This window comes from Williamsia deligens, from assembly GCF_024171765.1.
In the GTDB taxonomy this organism is placed as follows: Bacteria; Actinomycetota; Actinomycetes; order Mycobacteriales; family Mycobacteriaceae; genus Williamsia_A; species Williamsia_A deligens.
The window spans coordinates 1,637,125-1,662,672 of record NZ_JAMTCI010000001.1; the positions used below are offsets into that span (position 1 = coordinate 1,637,125).

Consider the following 25,548-nt stretch of genomic DNA (forward strand, 5'->3'; position numbering starts at 1 on the left):
ATCAGCCCTGGGTGACGGGACGGATCGTGAGATCACCGATCTCGACGTCCCAGGGCTGATCGACGGCGAACTCCACCGCGCGGGCGACCGCATCGGGATCCAGGCCGAGAGTGGCCATCCCGCGGGTGATCTCGTCGCGCATCGCGTCGTCGCTGATCGACGACGCGAACTCGGTGCGGACGAAACCGGGCGAGATCGCCGTCGTCTTCATGACGCCGTCGGTGGACTCCTGACGGAACGCCTCCAGGATCGTGCGTACCGCGTTCTTCGTGCCCGCGTAGACACCCATCGTGGGCGTGATCTTGATACCCGCCGTCGACACGATGGTCACCAGGTGACCGCGGCCCTGCTCGGTGAAGACGGGCAGTGCGGCGTCGATGCCGTGGAGCACGCCGCGCAGGTTGATGTCGATCATCGCGTCCCAGTCGTCGACCTGTCGGGCGTCGATCCGCGAGATCGGTCCGACACCTGCGTTCGCCACGAGGACGTCCAGTCGACCGAACTGCGCCACCGCCGTCGCCACGAAGTCGTGCATCTCGCTGCGGGACGTGACGTCCACGGATGCGACGACCGCTCGACCGCTGTCGGCGCGGATGTCGGTGGCCACGTCGTCCAGACGATCGGTCCTGCGACCCCCGAGCACGACGGCCGCGCCGGCCCGCGCCAGACGGCGGGCCGTGGCCTCACCGATGCCGCTCCCCGCGCCCGTGATGGCGACGACGTGGTCTGCCAGTGGAGACATGGTGTTGCCCTTCTGTCGACAAGCGGACAGAGTGTCCGTATCGACGCAAGCATAAGCGGACAGTCTGTCCGCTTGCAAGAAAAGGGGCGCCCCGTGCGCAGCGACGCCGAACGCAATCGGACCGAGATCGTCGACGCCGCCCGCCGGATGCTCGTGGAGGACGGCGACGTCACCCTGAGCCGCGTCGCACGACAGGCCGGTGTCGGACAGGGGACTCTCTACCGCCACTTCGCCGATCGTGACGCGCTCATCAGGGCCGTCTACGCAGCGGAGATCGACGACCTCGCACGTCTGGCCCTCCGGTCGGCGGCCGGGGGCGATCCGGTCGCGGGACTCCGCACCTGGCTGTCGCGACTCGCCGATTACGCGGTGGTCAAGCGTGGGGTGATGACGGCGGTGTCCTCCTCGACGTGGACGGAGGTCTCCTCCGAGACCCACGGTGTGTTGGGTGAGGCGGTCTCGGCGCTGCTGGGCGCGGGCCGAGCCGTGGGGGTCGTCCGTGACGACGTCGACGCCCGCGACGTCATCCTCCTGACGTGGTTCCTGACCCAGGTGACGCCGGATGAACGCGACAGTCGCGTCCCCCGGATCATCGACGTGATCGTCGACGGGCTGCGGGTCGGTCCCGCCGCGACCACGCTCTAGGGTGTGACCGGGCTGACATCGGGCTCATCGTCGAGGAAGGTTCGTGCATGGCATCGCTACGCGGCAAGGTCGTTCTCATCACGGGGGCGGCACGGGGTATCGGGTGCGAGACGGCCCGCGCCGTCGTCAAGCGCGGCGGCAAGGTCGTCATCGTCGACATCGAGGAGAGCACCCTGGCCCTCGTGGCCGACGAGCTCGGCGACTCCGCCGTCAGCGCTGTCGCGGACGTGACCGACCTCGCGAGCATGCAGGCCGCCGTCGACGCGGGCATCGCGAAGTTCGGCGGTATCGACATGGTCCTCGCGAACGCGGGCATCGCGTCCTACGGCTCGGTGCTCAACGTCGACCCGATCGCGTTCCGGCGCGTCGTCGACATCAACGTGACCGGCGTCTTCCACACCGTGCGCGCCGCGCTGCCCTCGATCATCGAGCGCAAGGGGTACGTGCTCGTCGTGTCGTCGCTGGCCGCGTTCACACCGGCCCCCGGTCTCGCCGCGTACAACGCCAGCAAGGCAGGCGCCGAGATGTTCGCCAGCGCACTGCGTCTCGAGGTCAAGCACCTCGGGGTCGACGTGGGTTCCGCGCACATGTCCTGGATCGACACGCCTCTGGTGCAGGACGCCAAGAAGGACCTCTCGGCGTTCGCGGAGATGCTGTCGAACCTGCCCGGGCCGCTCAGCCAGACCACCACCGTCGACAAGTGCGTGGACGCGTTCGTCGCGGGCCTCGAGAAGCGCAAGCGCCGCGTCTACGTCCCCGGCTGGGTCGGCGCGATCGGGACCCTGCGCTCGGTGATCACGTCCAAGGTCGGTGAGCAGTCGTCGCTGCAGCAGGCCCCGCACATCATCCCCAAGATGGACGCCGAGGTCGCCGCGCTCGGCCGGTCCACCAGCGCCCGCAACATCGACTCCGGCGCGGTCGTCGAGTCCGATCACTGACCCGGATTCGCCCGCCGCGACAGCGAGACCGCCGCGGCGAAGCACGCGACCAGGGCGACGAGGGCCACGGCGGTCTGCGCTGGTGACTCGGGCGAGCTGCTGATCCCGTCGAATCCGATCCCGTCGGAGAGCGGGGTGTACGCGGTCCAACCGAAGTCGGTGCCGGTGGACGGTCGCAGCAGGGCGAGCAGGGCGACGCCACCGACCACCGTGGCCTGATCGACGTCGATCGAGACCGTCGCAGCCGTGATCGCCATCGCGAGTACGACGGGGACGCCGAACGGTCCCACCAGGATCGGGATGACAGACCACAGCTCGTCGGTGATGAACTGTGTGGCGGCGAAGGCGGTGAGCACTGCGACCGCGATCGGGACCCCCCGCGTCCGCTCGTCGGCGGGCGACCGACGGAGAACGATCGCGGTGACCACCGCAGCCACCACGACGAGCGCGGCGGTCACTGCGGCCAGGTCGGTCCCGGAACCCGTGCTGCCGTCGGTGGCGAGCGCGACGCTCCCTGCTGCCGCGGCGACCCACAGCAGACGCGCCGCACCCGGATGGACGATCGCCGCGACCAGCGCCAGTCCGACGACGACATAACCGCCGTAGAACGTGTGCAGGCCACTGGTCTCGGTGTCTCGCAACGATTCCGAGATGTAGCGAAGCAACCACCAGTGGGTCAGGGCGCAGCCGACGACGATCACCGAGGTCGTGACGACGGCTGTCCGAGGGGCACCCTCGATCTGCTGACGCCAGGCCGGGGCACACCCAATCGTCAGGAGGATCATCGCCAGGACGGCGAGGACCCCGGCGCCGAGGTCGACGACGGTCGTGTCCGCCATGATCCCGGAGCTGGGGATGTAGTCGGCGTAAGGACGGTTGCCGCCCGACTCGCCGGCGCGGAACCGCGCGAGCTGTGGCGCGACGACGATCCCGATGGTGGCCCCGATGACGGCCACGACGACCGTGCCGCGCCCGGGGTGCGCTTGGCTCAGCTGGAGCACCGCACCCAGGAGTGCACCGGCGGCGACGGCGATGAGGAGTGCCGGCGGGGCCGAGCCGATGGTGATCACCAGCAGCGTGATCGCGGCGACGGCCCCCACGAAGAGCGCGTCGGCGACCCGTCGAGCACCGACGCACACCGCGAGTGCTGCGAGCAGTCCCCAGGCGGATGCGGTGGTCGACGATCCCCAGGGGAACCCAGGAGGTTCCGCGGTGAGCCCGACGATCTGGCTGCCGCGTGACGGCGCCGTGAGGAACAGTCCGGCGGGCACGGCGGCGATCGCGACCCCGAGGACGGTCCACCGTGTCGTCTGCACTGCACCCCCTTGATCGTTACCGAGAGCAACTTATCCGATCCGTACGGACGATCCAGACGAAATGGACCACGCCGCATCTCCACCCGACCTCCACCCACGGGCCGATCCCAGGACGCGCGCCGGCGACGAGTCTGAGATGCGTGCCCCGAGAGGCGGGGACGGAACAACGGGAGGTCGTCCAATGCTCGTGAACATCGTCGTGGGAATGCTGGTCGTGGGGTGGATCCTGAGTCGTCAGATGACGCCGCGCGCCGTGAAGTCCTCGCCGAAGGGGGCGGTGATCATCACCGTGATCGGGCTGGTGACCGCCGCACAGTTCGTCGATCAGCACCACCTGTCGGCCGTCGCGGTCGCGACGATGGTCGCCTCTGCAGTCGTCGGCGTCGTGTTCGCCGTCGCACGGGGGTTCACGGTTCGGGTCTGGCGAGACGAGCAGGGTGTGCTGATGTCACGGGGAACCGGTGCGACGCTGGTCCTCTGGATCGCGAGCCTCGCCGCGCACGTCGGGCTGGACCTGCTCGCCGGCCACGGTGCAGGGTCGGCGACGATCGTCCTCTACATCGGGACGATGCTCCTCGCGCAGTTGCTGGTTGTGCAGTGGCGCGCCGGGGCGCTCACCACGTCGATGACGAAGGAGCGCCTGTCACCGAACGCTCTCCACGGGTGAGGTGCGAATCCGCAGGATGATGGTGGTGGCGAGCGCGACGGCCACCACCATCAGCACGCCGACGTAACCGACGACGCCGACCCACCCCAGCGCGCTGAACGCGATACCGCCCAGGGCGCCGACCACCGAGCTGCCCAGGTAGTACCCGAAGAGGTACAGCGAGGACGCCTCGGCGCGGTGCCCCTGAGCCCGGACACCGACCCACCCGCTCGCCGTCGAATGCGCGCCGAAGAACCCGCCGGTGAACAGCAGGATGCCCAGCAGGGTCGACGGGAGCCAGTCCGGGATCGTGACGACGAGCCCCACCGCCATCACGGCGATGGACACGGCGAGCACGACGCCGCGGCCGACGCGGTCGGACATGCGGCCCGCCCACGTCGACGAGAACGTCCCGGCGAGATACATCAGGAACACGACGCCGACGAGGCTCTGCGGCAACGAGAACGGCGCGTCGAGCAATCGGAACGACAGGTAGTTGTAGACGGTGACGAACCCACCCATGAGCAGGAACGCGAGTCCGAACAAGGCCAGCAGCGGCACATCGCGCAGGTGACCGGCGAGGTTGCCGAGCACCGCCCGCACCGCGATGGGCTGCGGCTCGAAGTTCTGCGAGGCAGGCACCAGCCGGATGAACACGACCGCGAACGCCAGCGAGACCAGGCAGGCGATCTCGAGCGCCCACTGCCAGCTGACGACGTCCGCGGCCAGCCCCGGCACGAGGCGTCCGGTGAGGCCGCCGATGGTGGTGCCGGAGACGTAGTAGCCCATCGCCTTGCCGAGCGATGCGCCGTCGATCTCCTCGGCGAGGTACGCCATCGCGACGGCTGGAACGCCGGCGCAGAGGATCCCGACGACCGCGCGGCCGATGAGCAACGTCTCGATGCTGGGCGCCCACGGGAGCAGCAGACCCAGCATCGACGCCGCCACCGCGGAGACGACCATGACCTTGATCCGGCCGAAACGCTCCGACAGGACGCTCACCGGGATGATCGCGAGGGCCAGGAAGCCGGTCGTCAGCGAGACGGTGAGGGCCGAGGTGGTCGGCGAGACCCCGAAGTGCTCCGAGAACACGGGCAGCATGGCCTGCACGTGGTACATCGCCATGAACGCGGCCATCCCCGCCGCGAACATCGCGACGGTCGCGTTACGGAACTGGCGAGACCCGGCGACATGACCGGTGGCGGCGGGTGCAGCTGCGGTGCTCGCGGTGGTCATCGTCATGACAACAACGATGGCCTCGATCCGTTCCTGACAGAAATGAATCTTTGGCGCACCGCTGATGCTCTCAGCGCATAATCGCAGCATGCGATCGGAGATGGACTGGTTCGTCGAACTCGCGGAGATGGAGAACGTGTCGGCCGCGGCCGACGAGCTGCACCTGTCGCAGCCGACGCTGTCGCGCATGCTGGGGCGGCTCGAACGCGACCTGGACACCACACTGTTCGACCGCACCGGTCGTCGACTGTCGCTGAACGACCGCGGGCGGGTCTACCTCCATCACTGCCGCCGGGCGCGCGCCGAGATGGACGCCGCGCGAGCCGCGATCCGCGACCTCGTCGACCCGGTGGAGGGCACCGTCCGGCTGGCGTTCCTCCACTCGTTCGGCGTGCGGCTCGTCCCGGAACTGATCGTCGGGTTCCGTCACGAAGCGCGCGTCTCGTTCACGCTGTTCCAGGACGCCGCGGAGGTGGTGGCCGACAGGGTCCGCTCCGACGACGCCGACCTCGCCATCGTCTCGCCCCGTCCCACTGGGACCGATCTGGTGTGGGCGCCGCTCATGACGCAGCGGCTCGGGCTGGCGGTGCCGACCGACCACCACCTCGCCGACCGGGCCGAGATCGCCCTGGCGGAGGTGGCGTCGGAGCCGTTCGTGGCGATGAGCGCCGGGTTCGGGATGCGGCGCATCCTCGACGATCTCTGCGCCGCGGAGGACGTCCGCCCCGACATCACCTTCGAGACGACCGAACTGGGCACCATCGCCGGGCTTGTCGGGGCCGGGCTCGGGGTGTCGGTGATGCCGATCGAGGAGTACGGACCGCTCGCACCCGAGGTGGCGCTGATCCCGTTGGCCGGCGCGCAGACCACCCGGGAGATCGTGCTGGTGTGGCGACGCGACCGCCCACTCGTGGGTGCCGCGTCGCGGTTCCGCGACTTCGTGGTGCAGCGGGGAGGAACATCGACCTGATGGACGTTTATCGCACACCCGACGATCGCTTCGCCGATCTCCCCGGATGGGACTTCCCGCCGCAGTACCTGGAGGTCGACGGACTGCGCATCCACCACATCGACGTCCCCGCGGACGGGCCGGAGACGGGCGGACCGATCGTCCTGTTCCACGGCGAACCGACATGGTCGTACCTGTACCGCAGGATGATCCGGCCGCTCGCCGCGGCCGGGCGGCGCGTGATCGCCTACGACCACGCAGGGTTCGGGCGATCGGACAAGCCGACCGACCGGGACTGGTACACCTTCGACCGTCACTCCGCGATCGCCGACGCGGTGCTCGATCGCCTCGACGTCGACGACGCCACCGTTGTGGTCCAGGACTTGGGCGGACCGATCGGCTTGCGATGGGCCACCGAACATCCCGATCGCGTCGCGAACCTCGTGATCATGAACACCGGCCTGTTCAGTGGTCGCGTCAGCCGGGGGTTCCTGGCCTGGCGCGACTTCGCGACGAAGAACCCCGACCTGCCCGTCGGGCAGATCATCCAGGGCGCCACCGTGACCGACGTGCCCGCCGAGGTGGTCGCGGCCTACGACGCCCCGTTCCCGACCGTCGAGTCGAAAGCAGGTGCGGCCCAGTTCCCGTTGCTCGTCCCCGTCGACGCCGCGGATCCCGGTGCGGACGTGCTGCGCACGGTCGGAGAGGCGCTGTCCCGATGGGACAAGCCGGTGTTGATCGCCTTCTCCGACAGCGATCCCGTCTTCCCGCACCCGAAGTCCGGCCAGGTGTTCACCGACCTCATCCCGACGGCGGGAGAACAGGTCACCATCGCCGGCGCGGCCCACTTCCTGCAAGAGGACAAGGGTGAGGAGATCGCGGCGCACATCGTCGAGTTCCTACGCAGCGCCGCGCATTGACGCACCACGGTCCTGAGTCGGCTGCGGCGATGAGTGGGCTCAGTCGGACACCAACCCGTGGCGGTGCGCGAACGCGATGGCCTGACCGCGGTCGCGGAGGGAGAGCTTGGCGAAGACATTGTTGATGTGGGTCTTGACCGTGGACTCGCTGACGTAGAGCGCTTTGGCGATCTCGCGGTTGCTGGAGCCGTCAGCCATGTGCAACAGCACTTCTCGTTCGCGCACGGTGAGGGCGTCGAGCTCGGGACTCGATGCGGGAGTGGGTGACGACGCGGCCGAACGTGCCGCACCGGCCAGGAGTCGTTGTTGCACGGTGCGATCGAGGACGGCCTGTCCTGCGGCGGCAGCGCGGATGGCGGCGGCGATCTCGTGGCGGTTCGCGTCCTTGGTGAGGTAACCGCGGGCGCCGGCGTCGAGTGCGCGGAAGATCGACTCGTCGTCGTCGAAGGTCGTCAGCACGACGACGGGGAGATCGGGCGAGGCCTCCAGCAGGATCCTGGTGGCCTCGGCGCCGTCCATCCCGGGCATGCGCAGGTCGGTCAGCACGACATCGGGTCGATGCTCGGCGACGAGGTCGACCAGTGCGGCACCGTCGGCGGCCGTCCCCACGACCGACAGGTCGGCGACGAGGTCGAGCATGGCGGCGAGGGCATCGCGGATGGTGGCCTGGTCGTCGGCGACGACGACCCGGATCGGCTGCGGCACAACACCGTCGCTCATCGGGGCACCTCGATCGTCATGGTCCACCCCGTGTCCGGATCGCCGTCGTGTCCCGGCCCGACGGACAGCTCGCCGCCTATCTCCGCGGCGCGCTCCCGCATTCCGATCAATCCCATTCCCGACCCTCCGGTGAAGTGCTCCGTGCGCATAGCCCGACCGTTGACCACGCTCACGCGCAGTCTGTCCGACGTGAACTGCAGATCGACGGTGATCGGCGCCCCCGCTGCGTGACGGCGTGCATTCGTGATCGCCTCGCCGACGATGCGAACGAGGTGCGCGGTGGCCTCGGGTGCGGGTTCCCACTGGTCACCGCGCGTCGACAGTGTCTCGTCGGGGCCGGTGACCAAGGCGCCGATCGAGGCGACGAGGCCGCGCGATTCCTCGCGCAGCGCGTACACCGCGCGGCGAGCCTCCACGAGGCCGTCGGCGACCATGCCCTGCGCCGTCTTCACGGCTTGGCGTCCATCGTCGGCCCGTCCGTCCTCGAGGAGAGCATCGGCGAGGTTCAGTTGCATGTTCACCCCGGACAGGGAGTGGGCGAGGACGTCGTGGATCTCGCGGGCGACCCGTGCGCGTTCGGCGAGGACCTGTGCGCGACTCTCCGATGCGACGGCACGATCCGTCTGCTCGACCTTCTCGCGGGCCAGGCGCATCGCCTCACTGCGGTCGCGTCGCGTCATCCCGATCAGCACGGCGAGGCCGACCAGCAACGGGTAGTACGAGGTGCCGTCGAACCTGATGGCCGTGGCGACGAATGCCGTGCCCGAGGTGACGGTGGCGATCATGATCGCGGGCACGGTGGAGAACCGGAATCCGGCGGTGCCGGCGATGATGGGCGCGAAGGCGGTGGCCGCGCTGGTCGGGTCGAACCCGAAGAGCAGGCCGGCGACGGTTCCGGCGGCCAGCGTGGCGACGAAGCGAGTCCGCACAGCCAAGGTCGCAGGATCGAGGAGTCGCAACGACATCCCGCACGTGCCGAGGACCATCAGGATCAACCCGTAGAGCCCGGTGCCGGAGAACCCGAGCGGTGTGACCGTGAACCACGCCCACACCACGACGGCCAGATTGATCAGCGGCATCAGCCGGATCATCGTCGTGTCCGCCAGGCCCGACCCGACGTAGCCCTCGGTCCCGACGAACCCGGCCGACGGCACCGGCGGCGACAGGTGCGAGAGCTTCGGGACGCGCATGGGTGATCACGATGCCACCGTCGTCGAAGCTGCGCGTCCACCCGCGGGTGGAGACATTTGTCCACCCGTCACTCGACTCGCGGGTCGATCCGCCGTCGCGATCGCCGCAGCAGAGTTGATCTCGAGCGACACCGGTCGCGTCGGACACCTCGAGAACCCCAGGAGAACACCATGTCGGACCTCAGCCAGGCAGTCGAGATCAGCGGCGGCATCTTCACCATGATGATGGCGACCCAGTACGGCACCAGGCATTTCGGCCTGCACAAGATCGCCATGCCCGTGCTCGCGGTGGCCGGCTTCGGCTACGCCTATCTCAAGGACGCACCGACCGACCACAACTCGATCGTCCTGTACCTCGTGGCGGCGGCGATCGGCGCGGTGTTCGCCCTCGTGGCCCACGCCTCGACCGCGATGTGGGCCGACCGTGCGACCGGAAAGGTCATGACCCGCTGCGGGATCGCCTTCCTCGGGGTGTGGCTCGTCGCGATGGTCGCACGCATCGGATTCGTGTGGGCCGTCTCCGACGTCGCCTCGTTCCGTACCTGGGTCGGTGAGCACATGATGTCGCTGCATCTCTCCGCCGACGCCATCGCACCGTTCTTCGTCATCTGGGCCCTGGTGATGGTCGTCGGCCGGGTCGTCGCCCTGTCCGCCCGTGCCGCCCGGCTGCGCACCGAGTTCCGCGCCGAGTCCGCCACGCACGAGCTCGCGCTCGCCCGCTGATCGACTGTGAGCGAGGGGTCAGTGCGACCCTGTGACGCGGCGGGCCGCATCGAGCTGATCGGTGATGAAGCCCGCCGCGGCGCGCGTCGCACGCCCGGCCTCCGGGGCGAGCATGGGGAACAGCTGGAAGACGTGGGTCTGATCGGGCCAGATCTGCAGATCGCTGCGACCGCCGGCGGCGCTCAGACGGGAGTGGATGTCCCGGGCGTCGTCGGCCATCACCTCCAGGCTGCCGGCCTGGATCAGGGTCGGGGGCAGCTCCATGTCCGCGGTGAGCTCGGGGATCAGCCGGGGGTCGTTGCGTTCGACGTCACCGAGGTAGAGCCCGAGGACGTGCGCGCCGAGGCGGGCGTCGATGAGCGGATCCCGATGGCCGCCACGCTGACGGGCCAGGGCGAGCGAGAACGTCGGGTCCGACAGCGGCGAGAACAGCGTCATGGCTCGCGGCTGCGGTGTGCCGGTGCGGTGGTTGTGGGCGATCAGGTCGATCGCGAGGTGTCCGCCCGCCGAGTCGCCCGCGACGATGATCTGGTTCGCGGAGTACCCGCGGTCCAACAGCCACTGATAGCCGGCGATGGCGTCGTCCCCTGCGGTGGGGAAGGTGTACTCCGGGCCGAGGCGGTAGTCGAGGGAGAACGCGGGCAGGCCGGTCAACGTCGACAGACGAGAGACGAACCCGCGATGGGTGCGCGGCGAACACACCGCGTAGCCGCTGCCGTGCAGGTAGTAGATGACGGTGCCGCTGGGGCCGACGTCCCGACCGCTGACCCACTCTCCACGCAGCCCGCGCTTGTGGTGGACGGGGGTGACCCGTGTGCCCCGGGGGACAGGGCTCAGGCGACAGATCGCCTGGTTCACGAGAGGGCGGGCCCGGCGGATCATCGCGGGCGAGGGGGTCAGAGCCAGACCGTCGGTGCTCAGACCCAGCGCGCGGAGCCCGAAACCCGAGGACATGACGGGCAGAGCCCGGCCGATCGACCCGTTGACGGTGCGCGATCGTCGCGACCCGCGGGTGGGATGCCAGGGCATGTCGATGGTCTCGGCAGCGACGACCGTGGCCGATGTGTCTTCCGGATCGATGGTGAGACTCATACGTTCGCGACCTCCCGGCGCGTCGACCAGCTTGCGGTCGAACTGTGGACGTGGTGCGTCCGTACCTCGACGTAACCACGGTCACACACCTGCGACGCCATGTCGACGCGGATCGATGACGATCTGTGATCCGGTAACGATCCGACAGGAGCATCCGTGCGGTACTGACATCTGTCACAACGAACCCGTGACATCCGGCGGGGGTGTGCAGGTCCACGACCCGCGAGTCTCATCGGTATGACCATCCCCTTCGCGCTCGAGGCCCGGGCGCTCACCAGATCGTTCAGCACCCGCGGGTCCGGCAGCGTCCGGGCCGTCGACGGCGTCGACCTCGCCATCCGGCAGGGCGAGGTCGTCGCGTTCCTCGGTCCCAACGGGGCCGGCAAGACGACCACGCTCGACATGGCCCTCGGCCTGACCAGGCCGGACTCCGGCTCGGTGCGCCTGTTCGGGATGTCCCCGGACGAGGCTGTCGCGGCCGGCCGGATCTCGGCCGTGCTGCAGAGCGGCGGTCTGCTGCCGGACTTCACGGTCGGCGAGACCGTCGCGATCATCGCCGCGACGCATCGCGGATCGACGTCCGTCGACGAGGTGATGGCCCGTGCCGGCATCACCGAGATCGCCGGTCGGAAGGTGTCGAAGTGTTCCGGGGGTGAACAGCAGCGCCTGAAGTTCGCGCTGGCGCTCCTGCCGGACCCCGACCTCATCGTGCTCGACGAGCCGACCGCCGGGATGGACGTCGAGTCGCGCCGGGCGTTCTGGGCGGCGATGCGTGACGACGCCGGCGCCGGACGGACCGTGCTCTTCGCCACGCACTACCTCGAGGAGGCCGACGCCTTCGCCGACCGCATCGTGATGATCGCGGGCGGACGCGTCGTGGCCGACGGCACCACCGCGCAGATCCGGGCGCAGGCGTCCGGGCGGACCGTGTCCGCGGTCGTCGACCCGGCGTCCGTCGACTGGATCCGACAGAACGCACCCGGTGTCACCGCGGTGACGGTGCGCGGGGGACGCGTCGAGCTCGCCACCGACGACTCCGATGCGACCGCGCGATTTCTGTTCGCGCACAGCGACGCCCGCGACGTGGAGATCGTCGCCCACGACCTCGAGGACGCCTTCGTCGCGCTCACCTCGACAGCCTCCACGACGACCACCGCAGCCGAGGAGAACGCACGATGACCACTGTGTCCACCACCGCACCCCGGACGTCGTCCGCGGGGAATCTGCTCCGCGGCTTCTCCGGCACCTACGTCCGGTACGACCTCCGCCGCGTCCTGCGCAACCGTCGCGCCATGATCTTCACCCTCGTCATGCCGACGGTCCTCTACCTCGTCTTCGGTGCGGCGCAGGACTTCGGCGGCGGGAGGATCGGACACGCCAACACCCAGGCCTACGTCATGGTCCACATGGCCGTCTACGGCGCGATCCTCGCGACCACCACCAACGCCGCGTCGGTGGCGTTGGAGCAGCAGGCCGGGTGGACGCGGACGCTGCGGCTCACGCGGTTGTCGCCTGCGGCGTACGTCGTGTCCAAAGCGGCCGTCGCCATGACGGTGGCCGCGCTCCCGTTGATCCTGTTGAGCGTCGTCGGCGTGGCCACCGGGGCGAGCGCACCCGTGCCCGTGTGGATCGGGTCGGTGATCCTCGGCTGGCTGGGGTCCGCGGTCTTCGCGGCGTTCGGCCTGGCCATGGGCAGCGGCCTGCGGTCGGAGGCGGCGATGCAGGCGTCGGGCGGCGTGCTCACCATCCTGGCGTTCGCGGGCAACGTGTTCGTGCCGCTGAAGGGAGCGATGCTGACGTTCTCGCAGTTCACGCCGATGTTCGGGGTGAACGCTCTCGCGAACCACCCGATCACCGACGGCGTGACGCCGTACGGCGACCACATCTCACTCTGGGTCGCGGTGGCCAACGTCGTCGTGTGGGGAGTGATCATGGCGGCCGCGGCCACCTACTTCTTCCGCCGGAGCACCGAGCGACTGTGACCACGTCTCCTACAGTCCCTCCCATGAGCGACTCGACCACCACCGGACCCCGCGTCCGGTGGTGGCCGTTGTCGCGCGAGACGCCGGATCGGTCCTGGGTGTTCACGGCCGTGTGGCTGGTCTTCCTCGCCTATCCGGTCGTCTCACTCCTCCGCTCGGGCGACAGTGTCGTCCGCGTCGTCTACGGGCTGTCGCTGATCGCCGTCTTCGCCGCCACGTACGTGACCGCGGCGACGCACATCATGTCGTGGCGACAGGGCCGTCGTCGGCCGCGGCTCGCACTCACCTACGGCGCGATCCTCCTCGGGCTCGCCGCTGCGTCGGTTCCCGTGCTCGGTGACGGGGTCGTCTCGTTCGCGCCGTACCTGATGGGGATCGCCGCGTTCGGGTTCGGTGGCCTGCTCGGTCCGGTCCTGGTCGGTGTCGTCCTGGTGGTCGGACTCGTTCTGCCACTGTCGATCCCGGGGTGGAGTCTCGACTCGGGCACGGTGCTTGCGCTGGTCATCGTCGCGTTCGTGATGGTGCTGATGATCGCGGCGAGGTCCGCCGAGCAGCGTCGGGATGAAGCGGAGGCCATGCGGCGGGACGCCGACGAGCAGCTCGCGGTCGTCGCCGAGCGCGAACGCGTCGCCCGCGATGTCCACGACATCCTCGGCCATTCGCTGACCGTGATGACGATCAAGACGGAGTTGGCCGGCCGTCTGGTCGACATCGACCCCGAGCGCGCGAAGTCCGAACTCGCCGAACTGCACGCCCTCTCGCGTCAGGCCCTGGCGGAGGTGCGGTCGACGGTGGGTGCGTTGCGGACCCCGGAACTCCGCACGGAGATCGCCTCGGCCCGAACAGCGTTGTCGGCGGCGGAGATCGACGCGGACCTGCCCGAGCAGCTGCCGTCCATACCGACTGCACGGCAGACGTTGTTCGCGTGGGTCCTGCGGGAGTCGGTGACGAACGTCGTGCGCCACAGCGGTGCGGCGCGGTGCGTGGTGTCGGTCGATGCGGAGTCGATCCGTGTCTGCGACGACGGCCGCGGTATCGCCGAGCACGCGTTCGGCAACGGGCTGCGGGGCCTGACCGAACGGGTCGAGGCCGCGGGCGCCCACCTGTCCGTCACCGGCAGCGCCGCCGGCACCGTCGTGAGAGCCGCGTTCGATGGGTGAGCCGATCCGACTGCTCCTCGCCGATGATCAGGCGCTGGTGCGTGGGGCCCTGGCCGCGCTGCTCGAGCTGGAGCGCGACATGACTGTCGTCGCCCAGGTCGGGAGGGGCGACGAGGTCGTCGACGCGGCACGCGCGAACGACGTCGACGTCTGTCTGCTCGACATCGAGATGCCCGGGGCCGACGGCATCGAGACGGCGGCTGCCGTGCGGGACGCGTTGCCGCGCACCCGATCCCTGATTGTGACGACGTTCGGACGGCCTGGTTACCTGCGGAGGGCGATCGACGCGGGCGCATCCGGCTTCATCGTCAAGGACACGCCGGCGGCTGAGTTGGCCGACGCGGTGCGCCGTGTGCACTCGGGGTTGCGGGTGATCGACCCGACGCTGGCGACGGAGAGCCTCACCGACGGCACGAGTCCTCTCACCGCGCGGGAACGGGATGTGTTGCGGGCCGCCCTCGACGGCGCCACCGTGGCGACGATCGCCGGGAGGGTGCACCTCTCGGCCGGCACGGTCCGGAACTACCTGTCGAGCGCGATCGGCAAGACCGGCACATCCACCCGTGCCGAGGCAGCAGCCACCGCCGAGCGGCGGGGGTGGCTGTAGGCCCGGTCCGGGCCGGTCAGAAGGGCGGTGGGTCGGCGTCCTCGGCGCGTTGGATGGCGCGGAGGTGTGCGGCGCGTTCTGTGTCGCGTCGGGTCGCGAGTGTGGTTCGCGCAGGGTGGTTCTCGGGTTTCCTGGGTGGTCCGAGGGCGGGGAAGATGTCGACGGCGGTGTAGGCGTTGCCGAGGAACATGTGCCCGGTGGGGGATTCGAAGAACGCTTCCCTGAGCGGTGTCTGGTAGTCGCGCCACGCGCGATCGAACGTCTTGATGCGGTGGTGGAACCGGCACAGTGGTTTCAGGTTGTCCCGGATCGTCTGGCCGCCGTCGCTGGGGTGGCGGTGATCGAACGGGGTGGTGTGGTCGAGATCGATGTTCCATGCCGGTGCTGAGCAACCCGGGAAGGTGCAGCAGAGCTCCGAGCACCGAATCAGCGCGGCCAGCTTCTTCGACGGGACATAGGTCGACGCTGCTGCGGCGGCCTGTGCGGGGTCGTCGCGGCGCAGGAACTCCCGCTCGGCATCGGCGAACAGCCGACGCATGGTGTCGGCGTCGATGATCCCGCGGCCGTCCAGGTAGCCGGGGTCGTCGTCGAGACCCAGCAGCGTCGACAGGTTCGCGACGATGTGGAGGTACGGCCGCGCGGGCCCGACGGGTGGTGTGATCGGCTGCGTCGGCGCGGTGTCAGTCTCATCGCCTGCCTGCGTGCAGGTGTCGCAACCGCACACGAGGTGATCCACGCCGGCGGCGAGAGCAATCAGCGCATCCGCGCGGCGCTGTGCACGAGTTCGCGGATCACCGGTGTGAACGGCGTCGGCCATCGCCGACAGGCGCGCGTCGATGGCGGTCGCGTCGATGTCGGGGAGGGTGGCGGTCACTCGGGAAGCGCCGGGCTGGAAGCGGTCAGGACGGATCGTGACGTCCCGGTCGGCGGTGACGCGTTCCCGGCGTCGGATCAAGGCATCCGGGTCGATCAGTGCCACGATCCGGTCGATCAACGCGACCAGCCGGGCCCGCGACAGCGGTGGCCGTTCGAACAGGGTTTGGGCGATGTGGGTGTCGACGATCTTGATCAGATCGGGGTCGATCACGAGTTTCGTGCGACCGCAGATCAGGAGAAACCCAGCGAGGTCGATACGACCGACCGCCAACGCCTGCGCGGTGAACACCAACCGGTACCGAGCGGTGTCGCCGGCGGTTATCAGCTCCCGCGCCTTCGACGCAGGCACGTTCAGTACGGCCCCGACCTCAGCGGTCGCGCGCTCCAACCCATCCGGACCGAATTCGGCTCGGGGATCGATCCCGGCGATGCGATCCATCTGCCCGGCCATCAACTCATCCAGCGAGAACTTCTGCCCGGAGTCGCGTTCGGCGACCGACACCAGATAGTCCTCGCACCGTTCGTCGTGGATGAGCGACGCGGCGCACACCATCCGGTAGTCGGCCGAAGCGGTGATCGCCCGACAATGCGACAGGATCTCCACCAGCTCATGAGCGGGGAGCGCCGAGTCGACAGCCAACGACGCCATCACACCCGAGGTGTCGAAGGTCGTTGTCTCGCTCATGTGTTCGATTCTACGATCGCCCACCGACACCGACAAGGCAGATGTACGAGTCTGTGGACAACTGCAGAACGCGGGTGTCAGACCCCCGACAGGCTCGACGAGAAGACGCACGGCGCAACCGGATACGACGGGTCGAGCGCATGGAGGACATGGCTCAGAGCGAGCCGGTCGTAGGTGATCGCCAGGTGGTCGGTGTAGTCCTGCGGGCACCCGTCCTGCAGGGTGATGTTCGTGACCCCCGGGCCGGTCAGGAACGCTGCGGTGTACGGGGTCACGACCTCGTCGTGGCGGGTCTCGATGACCGTGTAGCGGACGCCGGGGACCATGTCGCCACCCGCGTTGAGCCGACGGAGGAAGTCCGACCCGACGATCTGTTGACGGATCGCGGTGCCGAGGCCGAGTCGCAGCGCCTCGGGTACGCCGGGGATCGACGACAGTCCCAAGACCGTCGTGCCGTGGTTCGACGGCGAGAGGCCGATCAACTGATCGACGGAACGCGCTCCGTCGAGGAACTTCAGGTAGTGGCGCGGCATGGTGCCGCCCTGCGAATGGCCGACGATGTCGACCTTCGCGGCACCCGTGGACGACTTCACACGGTCGACGAACGCGGCCAGCTGTCGCGCTGACTGCTCGATCGGGCCGGTCCCACCGGTCGTCGACGCGCCGGGGAAGCCGAGGTACGTCGACGACGGCTGCTGCCCGTAGTTCAGGGCGTAGACGCAATACCCCTGGTTCTTCAGCAGTGGCGCGAGCGCCTGCCAGTCGATGGTCCTGTTGAAGAGGGTCCCGTGCGCGAGCACGACGGGCACCGGGTGCCGCGTCGACGGCCGACACGACCAGTCGTCCGCCCCCGGCGGTGGCGAATCCGGCGACCTCACGGCGGTCGCGGTCGCCGCGCCCAGCGAGTAGACGACCGGTAGCGGTCGGGCGCCGGCGGTGCCTGCCACGAGTCCGCTCGCGATCGTCACGATCGCCACCACCACGATGCCCCGCGCCCACCGACCCATGACAGCCTCCGCGTCCGTCGGGCCGTCGACGTCGACGGCCTCGTCCGCGACGCTACGACGGATCACTGACCACTGTTCGCGGATCGAAAGACCTCGTCCGATCGGGTCGCGTCCGGGCCACGGGTGGGGGATCCTCGACCATGTACGCCAGAACGGTTCCGTGACCGGGCCGACACCCTCGGTCACGTTTGTTTCGTTGATTTCTGTCCGAGCCGTCCGGCGTGAGAAAATGGTCCGAATGACCAGGTGACGGTGACCCCGTCGGACGAGGTCATCGGACGCTGTGGCCCGCGAGGGCACGGTATGTGCCGACCAGCAACGGCGCTGGACGTGCGCAACCATCGGTCAGGCCCGCATCGGTGCAGGTCACGACCGATCTTAGGTTGGACTCATCACGACTGGACCAGCACGCCGTCGTACCCTCGGTCGAGATGAGAGTTGTCGCGAGAGCGACGTAAGGGCGGATACGAATGAAGCACGCTCCCGGCCCGGCAGGGCACCGGTACCCGAGCCCGCAGGGCCTGTACCACCCGATGAACGAGCACGACTCGTGCGGTGTCGCCTTCGTGGTGGACATGCACGGTCGTCGCAGCCGCGACATCGTCGACAAGGCGATCACCGCGCTGGTCAACCTCGAACACCGTGGTGCGGCCGGCGCAGAGCCGAACACCGGCGACGGCGCGGGCATCATGATCAACGTCCCGGACCGCTTCTTCCGTGAGGTCGTCGACTTCGACCTGCCCGAGGAGGGCTCGTACTCCACGGGCATCGCGTTCCTGCCGCAGGGCGCGGCCGACTCCGCTCAGGCGTGTGAGTCGGTCAGCAAGGTCGCCGAGGCGGAGGGCCTGACGGTCCTCGGCTGGCGGTCGGTCCCGGTCGACGACGCCTCGCTCGGCGCACTCGCCCGCGACGCGATGCCGACTTTCCGGCAGATCTTCCTCGGCGGTGCCAGCGGCGACGAGCTGGAACGCCGCAGCTACGTGATCCGCAAGCGCGTCGAGACCGAGCTCGGGTCGAAGGGCGCGGGCCAGGACGGACCCGGTCGCGAGACCGTGTACTTCCCGAGCCTCTCGGGCAAGACGTTCGTCTACAAGGGCATGCTCACCACCCCGCAGCTCAAGGCGTTCTACCTCGACCTGCAGGACGACCGCGTCGAGAGCGCGCTGGGGCTCGTCCACTCGCGCTTCTCCACCAACACCTTCCCGTCGTGGCCGCTGGCGCACCCGTTCCGCCGTGTCGCCCACAACGGTGAGATCAACACCGTCACCGGCAACGAGAACTGGATGCGCGCCCGCGAGGCGCTCATCGACACCTCGGTGTTCGGTGAGGGCACGGACGAGAAGATCTTCCCGGTCTGTACCGAAGGTGCCTCCGACACCGCACGATTCGACGAGGTGCTCGAGCTGCTGCACCTCGGCGGCCGGTCGCTGCCGCACTCGGTCCTGATGATGATCCCGGAGGCCTGGGAGCGTCACGAGACCATGAAGCCCGAGCACCGGGCGTTCTACCGGTACCACTCCACCCTGATGGAGGCCTGGGACGGACCGGCGTCGGTGTGCTTCACCGACGGCACCGTCATCGGCGCCGTGCTCGACCGGAACGGCCTGCGCCCCAGCAGGATCTGGGTGACCGAGGACGGTCTCGTCGTGATGGCGTCGGAGGTCGGCGTGCTCGACATCGACCCGTCGACGGTCGTCCGTCGTCTGCGTCTGCGTCCGGGCCGGATGTTCCTCGTGGACACCGCGCAGGGTCGCATCGTCGACGACGAGGAGATCAAGGACCAGCTCGCCGCGGAGCACCCGTACCAGCAGTGGCTCGACGAGGGCTTCACCGTCCTCTCGGACCTGCCGAGTCGTCCGCACATCCACATGGCGCACGAGCGGGTCCGCCTGCGCCAGCAGGTCTTCGGCTACACCACCGAAGAACTCAACCTGTTGGTCACGCCGATGGCGAAGACCGGCGCGGAGGCCATCGGGTCGATGGGCACCGACACGCCGATCGCCGTGCTGTCGATGCGTCCGCGGATGCTCTTCGACTACTTTCAGCAGCGCTTCGCCCAGGTGACGAACCCGCCGCTCGACGCGATCCGCGAGGAGATCGTCACCAGCATCGGCGTCACGATCGGCAAGGAGTCCGACCTCCTCGCCCCGGGCCCGGAGTCGTGCCGTCAGATCGCGCTGCCGCAGCCCATCCTCGACAACGATGCGCTCGCGAAGTTGGTGCGCATCAACGACGACGGCAACTGGCCGGACTTCCGGTCGGTCCAGATCCACGGTCTGTACCCCGTCGCCGAGGGCGGCGAGGGACTGCGCCGCGCGATCGAGGACGTCCGCCGTCAGGTCTCCGAGGCCGTCGCCGGCGGTGTCCGCCTGATCGTCCTGTCCGACCGTGAGTCGGACGAGAAGCTCGCGCCCATCCCGTCGCTGCTGCTGACGTCGGCGGTGCACCACCACCTCGTCCGCGAGCGCACCCGTACCCAGGTGGGCCTGCTCGTCGAGGCGGGCGACGCCCGCGAGGTGCACCACATGGCGTGCCTCGTCGGCTTCGGTGCTGCGGCGATCAACCCGTACATGGCCTTCGAGTCGATCGAGGACATGGTCCTGCGGGGTGTGCTGGGCGACACCGACTTCGAGACCGCCCGCAACAACTACATCAAGGCCGCCGGCAAGGGCGTGCTCAAGGTGATGAGCAAGATGGGCATCTCGACGCTCGCGTCGTACACCGGTGCCCAGCTGTTCCAGGTGATCGGCATCGGTCAGGACACCGTCGACGAGTACTTCACGGGCATGCTCAGCCACCTCGGTGGTGTCGGTCTCGACGAGATCGCGGCCGACGTCGCGGCTCGCCACGCCCTGGCGTTCGAGGCCCGCCCCGAGGAGCGCGCGCACCGCGAGCTCGAGGTCGGTGGGGAGTACCAGTGGCGGCGCGAGGGGGAGTACCACCTCTTCAACCCCGACACGGTGTTCAAGCTGCAGCACGCGACCCGTACGGGCCAGTACTCGGTGTTCAAGGAGTACACGAAGCTCGTCGACGACCAGTCGCGCAAGATCGCCTCTCTGCGTGGTCTGTTCGACTTCAACTTCGGTGACCGGGACCCGATCCCCATCGACAAGGTCGAGTCGGCGCGGGACATCGTCAAGCGGTTCTCCACGGGTGCGATGAGCTACGGCTCGATCTCGGGAGAGGCCCACGAGACCCTCGCGATCGCGATGAACCGCCTCGGCGGTCGGTCGAACTCGGGCGAGGGCGGCGAGAGCACCGACCGTTTCGACCACGACGAGAACGGCGACTGGCGGCGCAGTGCCATCAAGCAGGTCGCGTCGGGACGCTTCGGCGTCACGTCGCACTATCTGAGCAACTGCACCGACATCCAGATCAAGATGGCGCAGGGTGCGAAGCCCGGTGAGGGCGGCCAGCTCCCGCCGCACAAGGTGTACCCGTGGATCGCCGAGGTCCGCGGTTCCACACCGGGCGTCGGTCTCATCTCGCCGCCGCCGCACCACGACATCTACTCGATCGAGGATCTGGCGCAGCTGATCCACGACCTGAAGAACGCCAACCCGGCGGCCCGCATCCACGTGAAGCTGGTGTCCGAGGTCGGTGTCGGGACGGTCGCGGCGGGTGTGTCGAAAGCGCACGCCGACGTGGTCCTCATCTCGGGTCACGACGGCGGCACCGGCGCGACGCCGCTGACGTCGGAGAAGCACGCGGGTGCACCGTGGGAGCTCGGCCTCGCCGAGACCCAGCAGACGCTGCTGCTCAACGGTCTCCGTGACCGCATCGTCGTGCAGGTGGACGGACAGCTCAAGACCGGTCGCGACGTGGTCGTCGCCGCGCTGCTCGGCGCCGAGGAGTTCGGTTTCGCCACCGCGCCGCTCGTGGTGTCGGGCTGCATCATGATGCGCGTCTGCCACCTCGACACCTGCCCCGTGGGCGTCGCGACGCAGAACCCGGAGCTGCGCAAGCGGTTCACCGGCAAGCCGGAGTTCGTCGAGAACTTCTTCCTCTACATCGCCGAGGAGGTGCGAGAGCTCCTGGCACGCCTTGGCTTCCGCACCCTGCAGGAGGCCGTCGGTCACGTCGAGGCGCTCGACACGACCAAGGCGCTCAAGCACTGGAGCGGCGCGAAGGCCGGCAAGCTCGACCTCTCGCCGATCCTGGCCGTCGCCGACTCCCCGTTCATGAACCAGGACCTGTACAACTCGGGTCGCCAGGATCATGCACTGGACAAGGCGCTCGACCAGCAGCTGATCGCGCAGAGCCGCGCTGCCATCGACGCGGGTGAGCGCGTGTCGTTCACGTCGGAGATCTCCAACGTCAACCGCACCGTGGGCACGATGCTCGGGCACGAGGTGACGAAGGTCTACGGGGCCAACGGTCTGCCCGACGGCACCGTGATCATCGACTTCACCGGGTCGGCGGGCAACAGCTTCGGTGCCTTCGTCCCCCGCGGCATCACGCTGCGGCTCGAGGGCGATGCCAACGACTATGTCGGCAAGGGACTCTCGGGTGGCCGGATCGTCGTCCGACCGCCGCGTGTCGCGCCGGCGGAGTTCGTCGCAGAGTCGAACATCATCGCGGGCAACGTGATCGGGTTCGGCGCCACCGGCGGTGAGATCCTCCTGCGTGGTGTGGTCGGCGAGCGGTTCTGCGTCCGCAACTCCGGCGCCGTCGCGGTCGTCGAAGGTGTCGGTGACCACGGGTGCGAGTACATGACCGGTGGTCGTGTGATCGTCCTCGGTGACACCGGACGCAACTTCGCGGCCGGCATGTCGGGTGGTGTCGCGTACGTCTACGACCCGTTCGGCAAGCTCCCGGACAACCTCAACACCGAACTCGTCGAGCCCGAGGGCCTCGACGACGAGGACGTCGAGTTCCTCCACCGCATCGTGGAGAAGCACGGCAACGAGACCGAGTCCCCTGTCGCGGCAGCGATCCTGGCCGACTGGGAGAACACACAGCGCGCGTTCATCAAGGTGATGCCGCGTGACTACAAGCGAGTCCTCCTCGCGATCGCCGATGCAGAAAAGGCCGGCCGCGACGTGGACGAGGCGATCATGGAGGCCGCTCGTGGGTGACCAACGGGGTTTTCTGAAGTACACCGAGCGGGAGCTGCCCCCGCGGCGTCCTGTGGACCTGCGACTGCAGGACTGGAAAGAGGTGTACGAGAAGCACGAGCACGAGGTGCTGCAGCGCCAGGCCAGCAGGTGCATGGACTGCGGTATCCCGTTCTGCCACAACGGCTGCCCGCTGGGCAACCTGATCCCGGAGTGGAACGACCTCGTCTACAAGGGTCAGTGGGCCGACGGTATCGAGCGCCTGCACGCCACCAACAACTTCCCGGAGTTCACGGGTCGTCTGTGCCCCGCCCCCTGTGAGGCGTCGTGTGTGCTGGGGATCAACCAGCCCGCCGTCACCATCAAGCAGGTCGAGGTCGAGCTCATCGACAACGCCTTCGACAAGGGCTGGGTCCACCCGGTCATGCCGAGCACCAAGACCGGCAAGCACGTGGCGGTCATCGGGTCCGGGCCGGCGGGACTGGCTGCGGCGCAGCAGCTCACCCGCGCAGGCCACGACGTGACCGTGTACGAGCGGGCAGACCGCGTCGGTGGTCTGCTGCGGTACGGCATCCCCGAGTTCAAGATGGAGAAGCGCCACATCGACCGGCGCATCGCCCAGATGGAGGCCGAGGGCACGGTCTTCAAGACCGGCATCACCGTCGGCACCGACATCTCCGCCGACGATCTCCGCGCCCAGCACGACGCGGTGGTCCTGGCCAACGGCGCCACCTCGTGGCGGGACCTCCCCATCGAGGGGCGTGACCTCGAGGGCATCTACCAGGCCATGGAGTTCCTCCCGTGGGCCAACAAGGTGCAGCACGGCGACGAGGTCACCGGCCCCGACGGCCAGCCGCCCATCACGGCCAAGGGCAAGAAGGTCGTCATCATCGGTGGCGGCGACACCGGTGCCGACTGCCTCGGCACGTCGCTGCGCCAGGGCGCCGAGATCGTGCACCAGTTCGAGATCATGCCGCGGCCGCCGGACGAGCGTGCCGAGAGCACACCGTGGCCGACCTACCCGCTCATGTTCCGCGTCTCCTCGGCACACGAGGAGGGCGGCGAGCGCGTCTTCTCCGTCAACACCGAGAAGTTCATCGGGGAGAACGGCAAGGTCACCAAGCTGGCCGCGCACGAGGTCGTCATGAACAAGGGCAAGTTCGAGAAGGTCGAGGGCTCGGAGTTCGAGCTCGAGGCCGACCTCGTCCTGCTGGCCATGGGCTTCGTCGGTCCCGAGCGGACCGGACTGCTCGACGGCATCGGCGTCGAGTACAACGAGCGCGGGAACGTCAAGCGCGACGACGACTTCCAGTCGACCGTGCCCGGCGTCTTCGTCGCCGGTGACGCCGGCCGCGGTCAGTCGCTCATCGTGTGGGCGATCGCCGAGGGTCGCTCGGCGGCCGCCGGTGTCGACCGGTACCTGACGCAGGACTCGTTCCTGCCCTCACCGATCCACCCCACGCAGGCGCCGCAGCGGTAACCGTCGATCAGCGAAAGGCCACCGACAGCAATCTGCCGTCGGTGGCCTCTTTGCGTGCGTGCTCGTCGAAATCGGGTGCGGCGCACACGAACAGCGTGTGTCCGTCCTCGCCGCCGAACCCGCAGGCGAAGACGCCGGAGTCGAAGTCGAGCTGGTCGGTGATCCCCTCGCCCTCGACGACCCGCGCGATCCGGCCGTTCAGGGCGTCGGCGACCCACAGCACGTCGTCACCGTCGATCGCACACCCGTCGGGCGCCAGGACGATCTGACCCATCGCGGTGGCGGTGTCCGCCATGTCGGGCAGCTCACCGAAGACGGCCCAGTCGCGTCGCTCGCCGAGTCCGCCGTCGTCGTGGATGTCGAAGACGCTGATCCTGTTGGCGACGGTCTCGTCGACGACGAGACGGCCGTCCGACGTCAGCGCCATGCCGTTCGGGAACCACAGACCGTCGGCGACGACGCGTGACGACCCGTCGGGCTCGACGAGGATGAGCGAGGTCGATGCCGGGTCGCCACCGTTCATCAGGTCGAACCCGAAGTTCCCGACGTAGGCACGCCCATTCCCGTCGACGAGCATGTCGTTGAGGTGGTGCTCGACGAGATGGGACAGGTCGGCGTGGACGGCCAGCGATCCGTCGTCCTCGCGTCGGAGGATGGTGTGGTCGCGCATGGACACGATCAGCAGTCGCCCGTCCGGCAGCCACCCGAGGCCGGACGGCTGTTGTGGGACCTCCGCCTCGACCCGCACGTCGGACCCGTCGGCCTGTGCCGAGATCACCTGGTGGGTATAGAAATCCGACACCCAGATGCGACCGTCGTGCCAACGCGGGCACTCGAAGTAGGTGTAGTTCTCGAGGACGACGGTCGCGTCGGTTGTCATCACCCGATGCAACCACGCGGTGTCATCGCTCGGGTGCGTATCCGACGATCGGGGCGATCGTGCGCCGGGCGAACTCGCGGACGGCATGGGCGTCGGCGAGGTCGACCGCGAGTCCGGGCGCCATGAGGTAGGCGAAACCGAGATGGACCAGCGCGTCGGCCTGCATGTCCGGGTCACCGACGGTCAGCGTGCCCTCCCGATGCGCGCGCCGCAGGTTTGCCGCCACCGCGCGGTAGGCCAGCGAGAGGGGAGACGGGTCACCCGCACAGAGTGCGGCGAGCAACTCGGCGCGGTGGTCGCGGGAGCGGGCGAGCAGCGGGTCGGCGTCGAGACCCATGCAGATCACGAACCCCTCGACCACCTGGTCGACGGGATCGCGGACGACGGCGAACCGCGCGACCATCGCCCCGATCACCCGCCCGACAACGCGCGTCAGCGCGGCCTCGAACAGCTGGTCCTTGGTGGCGAACCGCCGGAACACCGTGGCGCGACCGACATCCGCCTGCCGGGCGACCTCACCGATCGAGGCGTGGGTGGTGCCCCGCTGCGCGAGCACGGCGATCGCGGCGTCGAGGATCCGGTCCGAGACCGGGTCGTCGGGCGCGGGGTGAGAGCTGCCCGGGGACCCCATCGTGTGCCCGACCGCGCGCGCGAACAGATCTCCCAGCGGAGCTCCCGGACGCGTCACCCGGTGATG

22 protein-coding genes are annotated in these 25,548 nt (G+C 68.9%); 12 read left to right on the forward strand and 10 right to left on the reverse strand.

Translation table 11 applies throughout. The annotated features are described in order from the left end of the window. Position 1: 1 nt before the first annotated feature. Entirely contained in the window at positions 2–742 is a 741-nt protein-coding gene (locus LX14_RS07995) for an SDR family oxidoreductase (protein ID WP_253646694.1), read from the reverse strand. A gap of 93 nt (positions 743–835) precedes the next feature. On the opposite strand from LX14_RS07995, the gene LX14_RS08000 reads away from it, so the two are divergent. Beyond that, positions 836–1,387, forward strand: a complete 552-nt coding sequence (locus tag LX14_RS08000) for a TetR/AcrR family transcriptional regulator (RefSeq protein ID WP_253646695.1) — start codon at positions 836–838, stop codon at positions 1,385–1,387. Positions 1,388–1,434: 47 nt separating this feature from the next. Beyond that, entirely contained in the window at positions 1,435–2,325 is an 891-nt protein-coding gene (locus LX14_RS08005; RefSeq protein ID WP_253646696.1) for an SDR family oxidoreductase, read from the forward strand. On the opposite strand, the gene LX14_RS08010 is transcribed toward LX14_RS08005, so the two are convergent. Continuing rightward, positions 2,319–3,641 (reverse strand): hypothetical protein, encoded by a 1,323-nt coding sequence (locus tag LX14_RS08010; protein WP_253646697.1) that lies wholly within the window; start codon positions 3,639–3,641, stop codon positions 2,319–2,321. The genes LX14_RS08005 and LX14_RS08010 overlap by 7 nt on opposite strands. Positions 3,642–3,822: 181 nt before the next feature. Here LX14_RS08010 and LX14_RS08015 point away from each other — a divergent pair, with 181 nt between their 5' ends. Then, entirely contained in the window at positions 3,823–4,308 is a 486-nt protein-coding gene (locus LX14_RS08015; protein WP_253646698.1) for a hypothetical protein, read from the forward strand. Here LX14_RS08015 and LX14_RS08020 read toward each other — a convergent pair. Further along, a complete protein-coding gene (locus LX14_RS08020; protein WP_253646699.1) occupies positions 4,285–5,529 on the reverse strand; it encodes an MFS transporter in 1,245 nt (414 codons plus the stop codon). The two genes, LX14_RS08015 and LX14_RS08020, sit on opposite strands and share 24 nt — an antisense overlap. A gap of 82 nt (positions 5,530–5,611) precedes the next feature. Here LX14_RS08020 and LX14_RS08025 point away from each other — a divergent pair, with 82 nt between their 5' ends. Together LX14_RS08025 and LX14_RS08030 are read left to right on the forward strand one after the other, a co-directional pair. Next, entirely contained in the window at positions 5,612–6,493 is an 882-nt protein-coding gene (locus LX14_RS08025) for a LysR family transcriptional regulator (protein ID WP_253646700.1), read from the forward strand. Next, complete coding sequence (locus tag LX14_RS08030) at positions 6,493–7,392, forward strand: haloalkane dehalogenase (protein WP_253646701.1); 900 nt, start codon at positions 6,493–6,495, stop codon at positions 7,390–7,392. Before LX14_RS08025 ends, LX14_RS08030 begins: the two co-directional genes overlap by 1 nt. A gap of 39 nt (positions 7,393–7,431) precedes the next feature. On the opposite strand, the gene LX14_RS08035 is transcribed toward LX14_RS08030, so the two are convergent. Next, positions 7,432–8,112: a response regulator transcription factor gene (locus LX14_RS08035; protein ID WP_253646702.1), complete on the reverse strand. Its 681-nt coding sequence runs from the start codon at positions 8,110–8,112 to the stop codon at positions 7,432–7,434. Beyond that, positions 8,109–9,302, reverse strand: coding sequence for a sensor histidine kinase (locus LX14_RS08040; protein ID WP_253646703.1), 1,194 nt, complete (start codon positions 9,300–9,302; stop codon positions 8,109–8,111). The genes LX14_RS08035 and LX14_RS08040 overlap by 4 nt, the downstream gene beginning before the upstream one ends. A gap of 171 nt (positions 9,303–9,473) precedes the next feature. Here LX14_RS08040 and LX14_RS08045 point away from each other — a divergent pair, with 171 nt between their 5' ends. Further along, positions 9,474–10,025, forward strand: a complete 552-nt coding sequence (locus tag LX14_RS08045) for a hypothetical protein (RefSeq protein ID WP_253646704.1) — start codon at positions 9,474–9,476, stop codon at positions 10,023–10,025. Positions 10,026–10,043: 18 nt separating this feature from the next. Here LX14_RS08045 and LX14_RS08050 read toward each other — a convergent pair whose 3' ends face one another. Continuing rightward, a complete protein-coding gene (locus LX14_RS08050; RefSeq protein WP_253646705.1) occupies positions 10,044–11,117 on the reverse strand; it encodes an alpha/beta hydrolase in 1,074 nt (357 codons plus the stop codon). 237 nt (positions 11,118–11,354) lie between these two features. On the opposite strand from LX14_RS08050, the gene LX14_RS08055 reads away from it, so the two are divergent. The 4 genes from LX14_RS08055 to LX14_RS08070 are packed head-to-tail and all read left to right on the forward strand — an operon-like array spanning position 11,355 to position 14,866. Continuing rightward, positions 11,355–12,296, forward strand: coding sequence for an ABC transporter ATP-binding protein (locus tag LX14_RS08055; protein WP_253646706.1), 942 nt, complete (start codon positions 11,355–11,357; stop codon positions 12,294–12,296). Further along, complete coding sequence (locus LX14_RS08060) at positions 12,293–13,099, forward strand: ABC transporter permease (RefSeq protein WP_253646707.1); 807 nt, start codon at positions 12,293–12,295, stop codon at positions 13,097–13,099. Before LX14_RS08055 ends, LX14_RS08060 begins: the two co-directional genes overlap by 4 nt. Before the next feature lie 23 nt (positions 13,100–13,122). Next, positions 13,123–14,259: a sensor histidine kinase gene (locus LX14_RS08065; protein ID WP_253646708.1), complete on the forward strand. Its 1,137-nt coding sequence runs from the start codon at positions 13,123–13,125 to the stop codon at positions 14,257–14,259. Beyond that, positions 14,252–14,866, forward strand: a complete 615-nt coding sequence (locus LX14_RS08070; protein WP_253646709.1) for a response regulator transcription factor — start codon at positions 14,252–14,254, stop codon at positions 14,864–14,866. The genes LX14_RS08065 and LX14_RS08070 overlap by 8 nt, the downstream gene beginning before the upstream one ends. A gap of 16 nt (positions 14,867–14,882) precedes the next feature. On the opposite strand, the gene LX14_RS08075 is transcribed toward LX14_RS08070, so the two are convergent. Both LX14_RS08075 and LX14_RS08080 read right to left on the reverse strand, forming a co-directional pair. After that, positions 14,883–16,427, reverse strand: a complete 1,545-nt coding sequence (locus LX14_RS08075; protein WP_253646710.1) for an HNH endonuclease signature motif containing protein — start codon at positions 16,425–16,427, stop codon at positions 14,883–14,885. Positions 16,428–16,504: 77 nt separating this feature from the next. Continuing rightward, complete coding sequence (locus LX14_RS08080) at positions 16,505–17,500, reverse strand: esterase/lipase family protein (protein ID WP_253646711.1); 996 nt, start codon at positions 17,498–17,500, stop codon at positions 16,505–16,507. A 404-nt stretch (positions 17,501–17,904) separates the two neighbouring features. Between LX14_RS08080 and gltB the strand changes: the two genes are divergently transcribed. Together gltB and LX14_RS08090 are read left to right on the forward strand one after the other, a co-directional pair. Continuing rightward, a complete protein-coding gene (gene gltB / locus LX14_RS08085; protein ID WP_253646712.1) occupies positions 17,905–22,512 on the forward strand; it encodes a glutamate synthase large subunit in 4,608 nt (1,535 codons plus the stop codon). Beyond that, a complete protein-coding gene (locus LX14_RS08090) occupies positions 22,505–23,971 on the forward strand; it encodes a glutamate synthase subunit beta (protein WP_253646713.1) in 1,467 nt (488 codons plus the stop codon). Before gltB ends, LX14_RS08090 begins: the two co-directional genes overlap by 8 nt. Before the next feature lie 7 nt (positions 23,972–23,978). Here LX14_RS08090 and LX14_RS08095 read toward each other — a convergent pair whose 3' ends face one another. Beyond that, on the reverse strand, positions 23,979–24,851 hold the full coding sequence (locus LX14_RS08095; RefSeq protein ID WP_253646714.1) for an SMP-30/gluconolactonase/LRE family protein: 873 nt from the start codon (positions 24,849–24,851) through the stop codon (positions 23,979–23,981). A 22-nt stretch (positions 24,852–24,873) separates the two neighbouring features. After that, the gene (locus tag LX14_RS08100; RefSeq protein WP_253646715.1) at positions 24,874–25,539 is read right to left on the reverse strand and encodes a TetR/AcrR family transcriptional regulator; all 666 of its coding nucleotides are present in this window, start codon (positions 25,537–25,539) and stop codon (positions 24,874–24,876) included. Positions 25,540–25,548: the final 9 nt, after the last annotated feature.

Coding starts and splice junctions, on each gene's coding strand:
- LX14_RS07995 (WP_253646694.1), bottom strand. CDS start 742: ATGTCTCCACTGGCAGACCACGTCGTCGCCATCACGGGCGCGGGGAGC.
- LX14_RS08005 (WP_253646696.1), top strand. CDS start 1,435: ATGGCATCGCTACGCGGCAAGGTCGTTCTCATCACGGGGGCGGCACGG.
- LX14_RS08015 (WP_253646698.1), top strand. CDS start 3,823: ATGCTCGTGAACATCGTCGTGGGAATGCTGGTCGTGGGGTGGATCCTG.
- LX14_RS08020 (WP_253646699.1), bottom strand. CDS start 5,529: ATGACGATGACCACCGCGAGCACCGCAGCTGCACCCGCCGCCACCGGT.
- LX14_RS08025 (WP_253646700.1), top strand. CDS start 5,612: ATGCGATCGGAGATGGACTGGTTCGTCGAACTCGCGGAGATGGAGAAC.
- LX14_RS08030 (WP_253646701.1), top strand. CDS start 6,493: ATGGACGTTTATCGCACACCCGACGATCGCTTCGCCGATCTCCCCGGA.
- LX14_RS08035 (WP_253646702.1), bottom strand. CDS start 8,112: ATGAGCGACGGTGTTGTGCCGCAGCCGATCCGGGTCGTCGTCGCCGAC.
- LX14_RS08040 (WP_253646703.1), bottom strand. CDS start 9,302: ATGCGCGTCCCGAAGCTCTCGCACCTGTCGCCGCCGGTGCCGTCGGCC.
- LX14_RS08045 (WP_253646704.1), top strand. CDS start 9,474: ATGTCGGACCTCAGCCAGGCAGTCGAGATCAGCGGCGGCATCTTCACC.
- LX14_RS08050 (WP_253646705.1), bottom strand. CDS start 11,117: ATGAGTCTCACCATCGATCCGGAAGACACATCGGCCACGGTCGTCGCT.
- LX14_RS08055 (WP_253646706.1), top strand. CDS start 11,355: ATGACCATCCCCTTCGCGCTCGAGGCCCGGGCGCTCACCAGATCGTTC.
- LX14_RS08060 (WP_253646707.1), top strand. CDS start 12,293: ATGACCACTGTGTCCACCACCGCACCCCGGACGTCGTCCGCGGGGAAT.
- LX14_RS08065 (WP_253646708.1), top strand. CDS start 13,123: ATGAGCGACTCGACCACCACCGGACCCCGCGTCCGGTGGTGGCCGTTG.
- LX14_RS08070 (WP_253646709.1), top strand. CDS start 14,252: ATGGGTGAGCCGATCCGACTGCTCCTCGCCGATGATCAGGCGCTGGTG.
- LX14_RS08075 (WP_253646710.1), bottom strand. CDS start 16,427: ATGAGCGAGACAACGACCTTCGACACCTCGGGTGTGATGGCGTCGTTG.
- gltB (WP_253646712.1), top strand. CDS start 17,905: ATGAAGCACGCTCCCGGCCCGGCAGGGCACCGGTACCCGAGCCCGCAG.
- LX14_RS08095 (WP_253646714.1), bottom strand. CDS start 24,851: ATGACAACCGACGCGACCGTCGTCCTCGAGAACTACACCTACTTCGAG.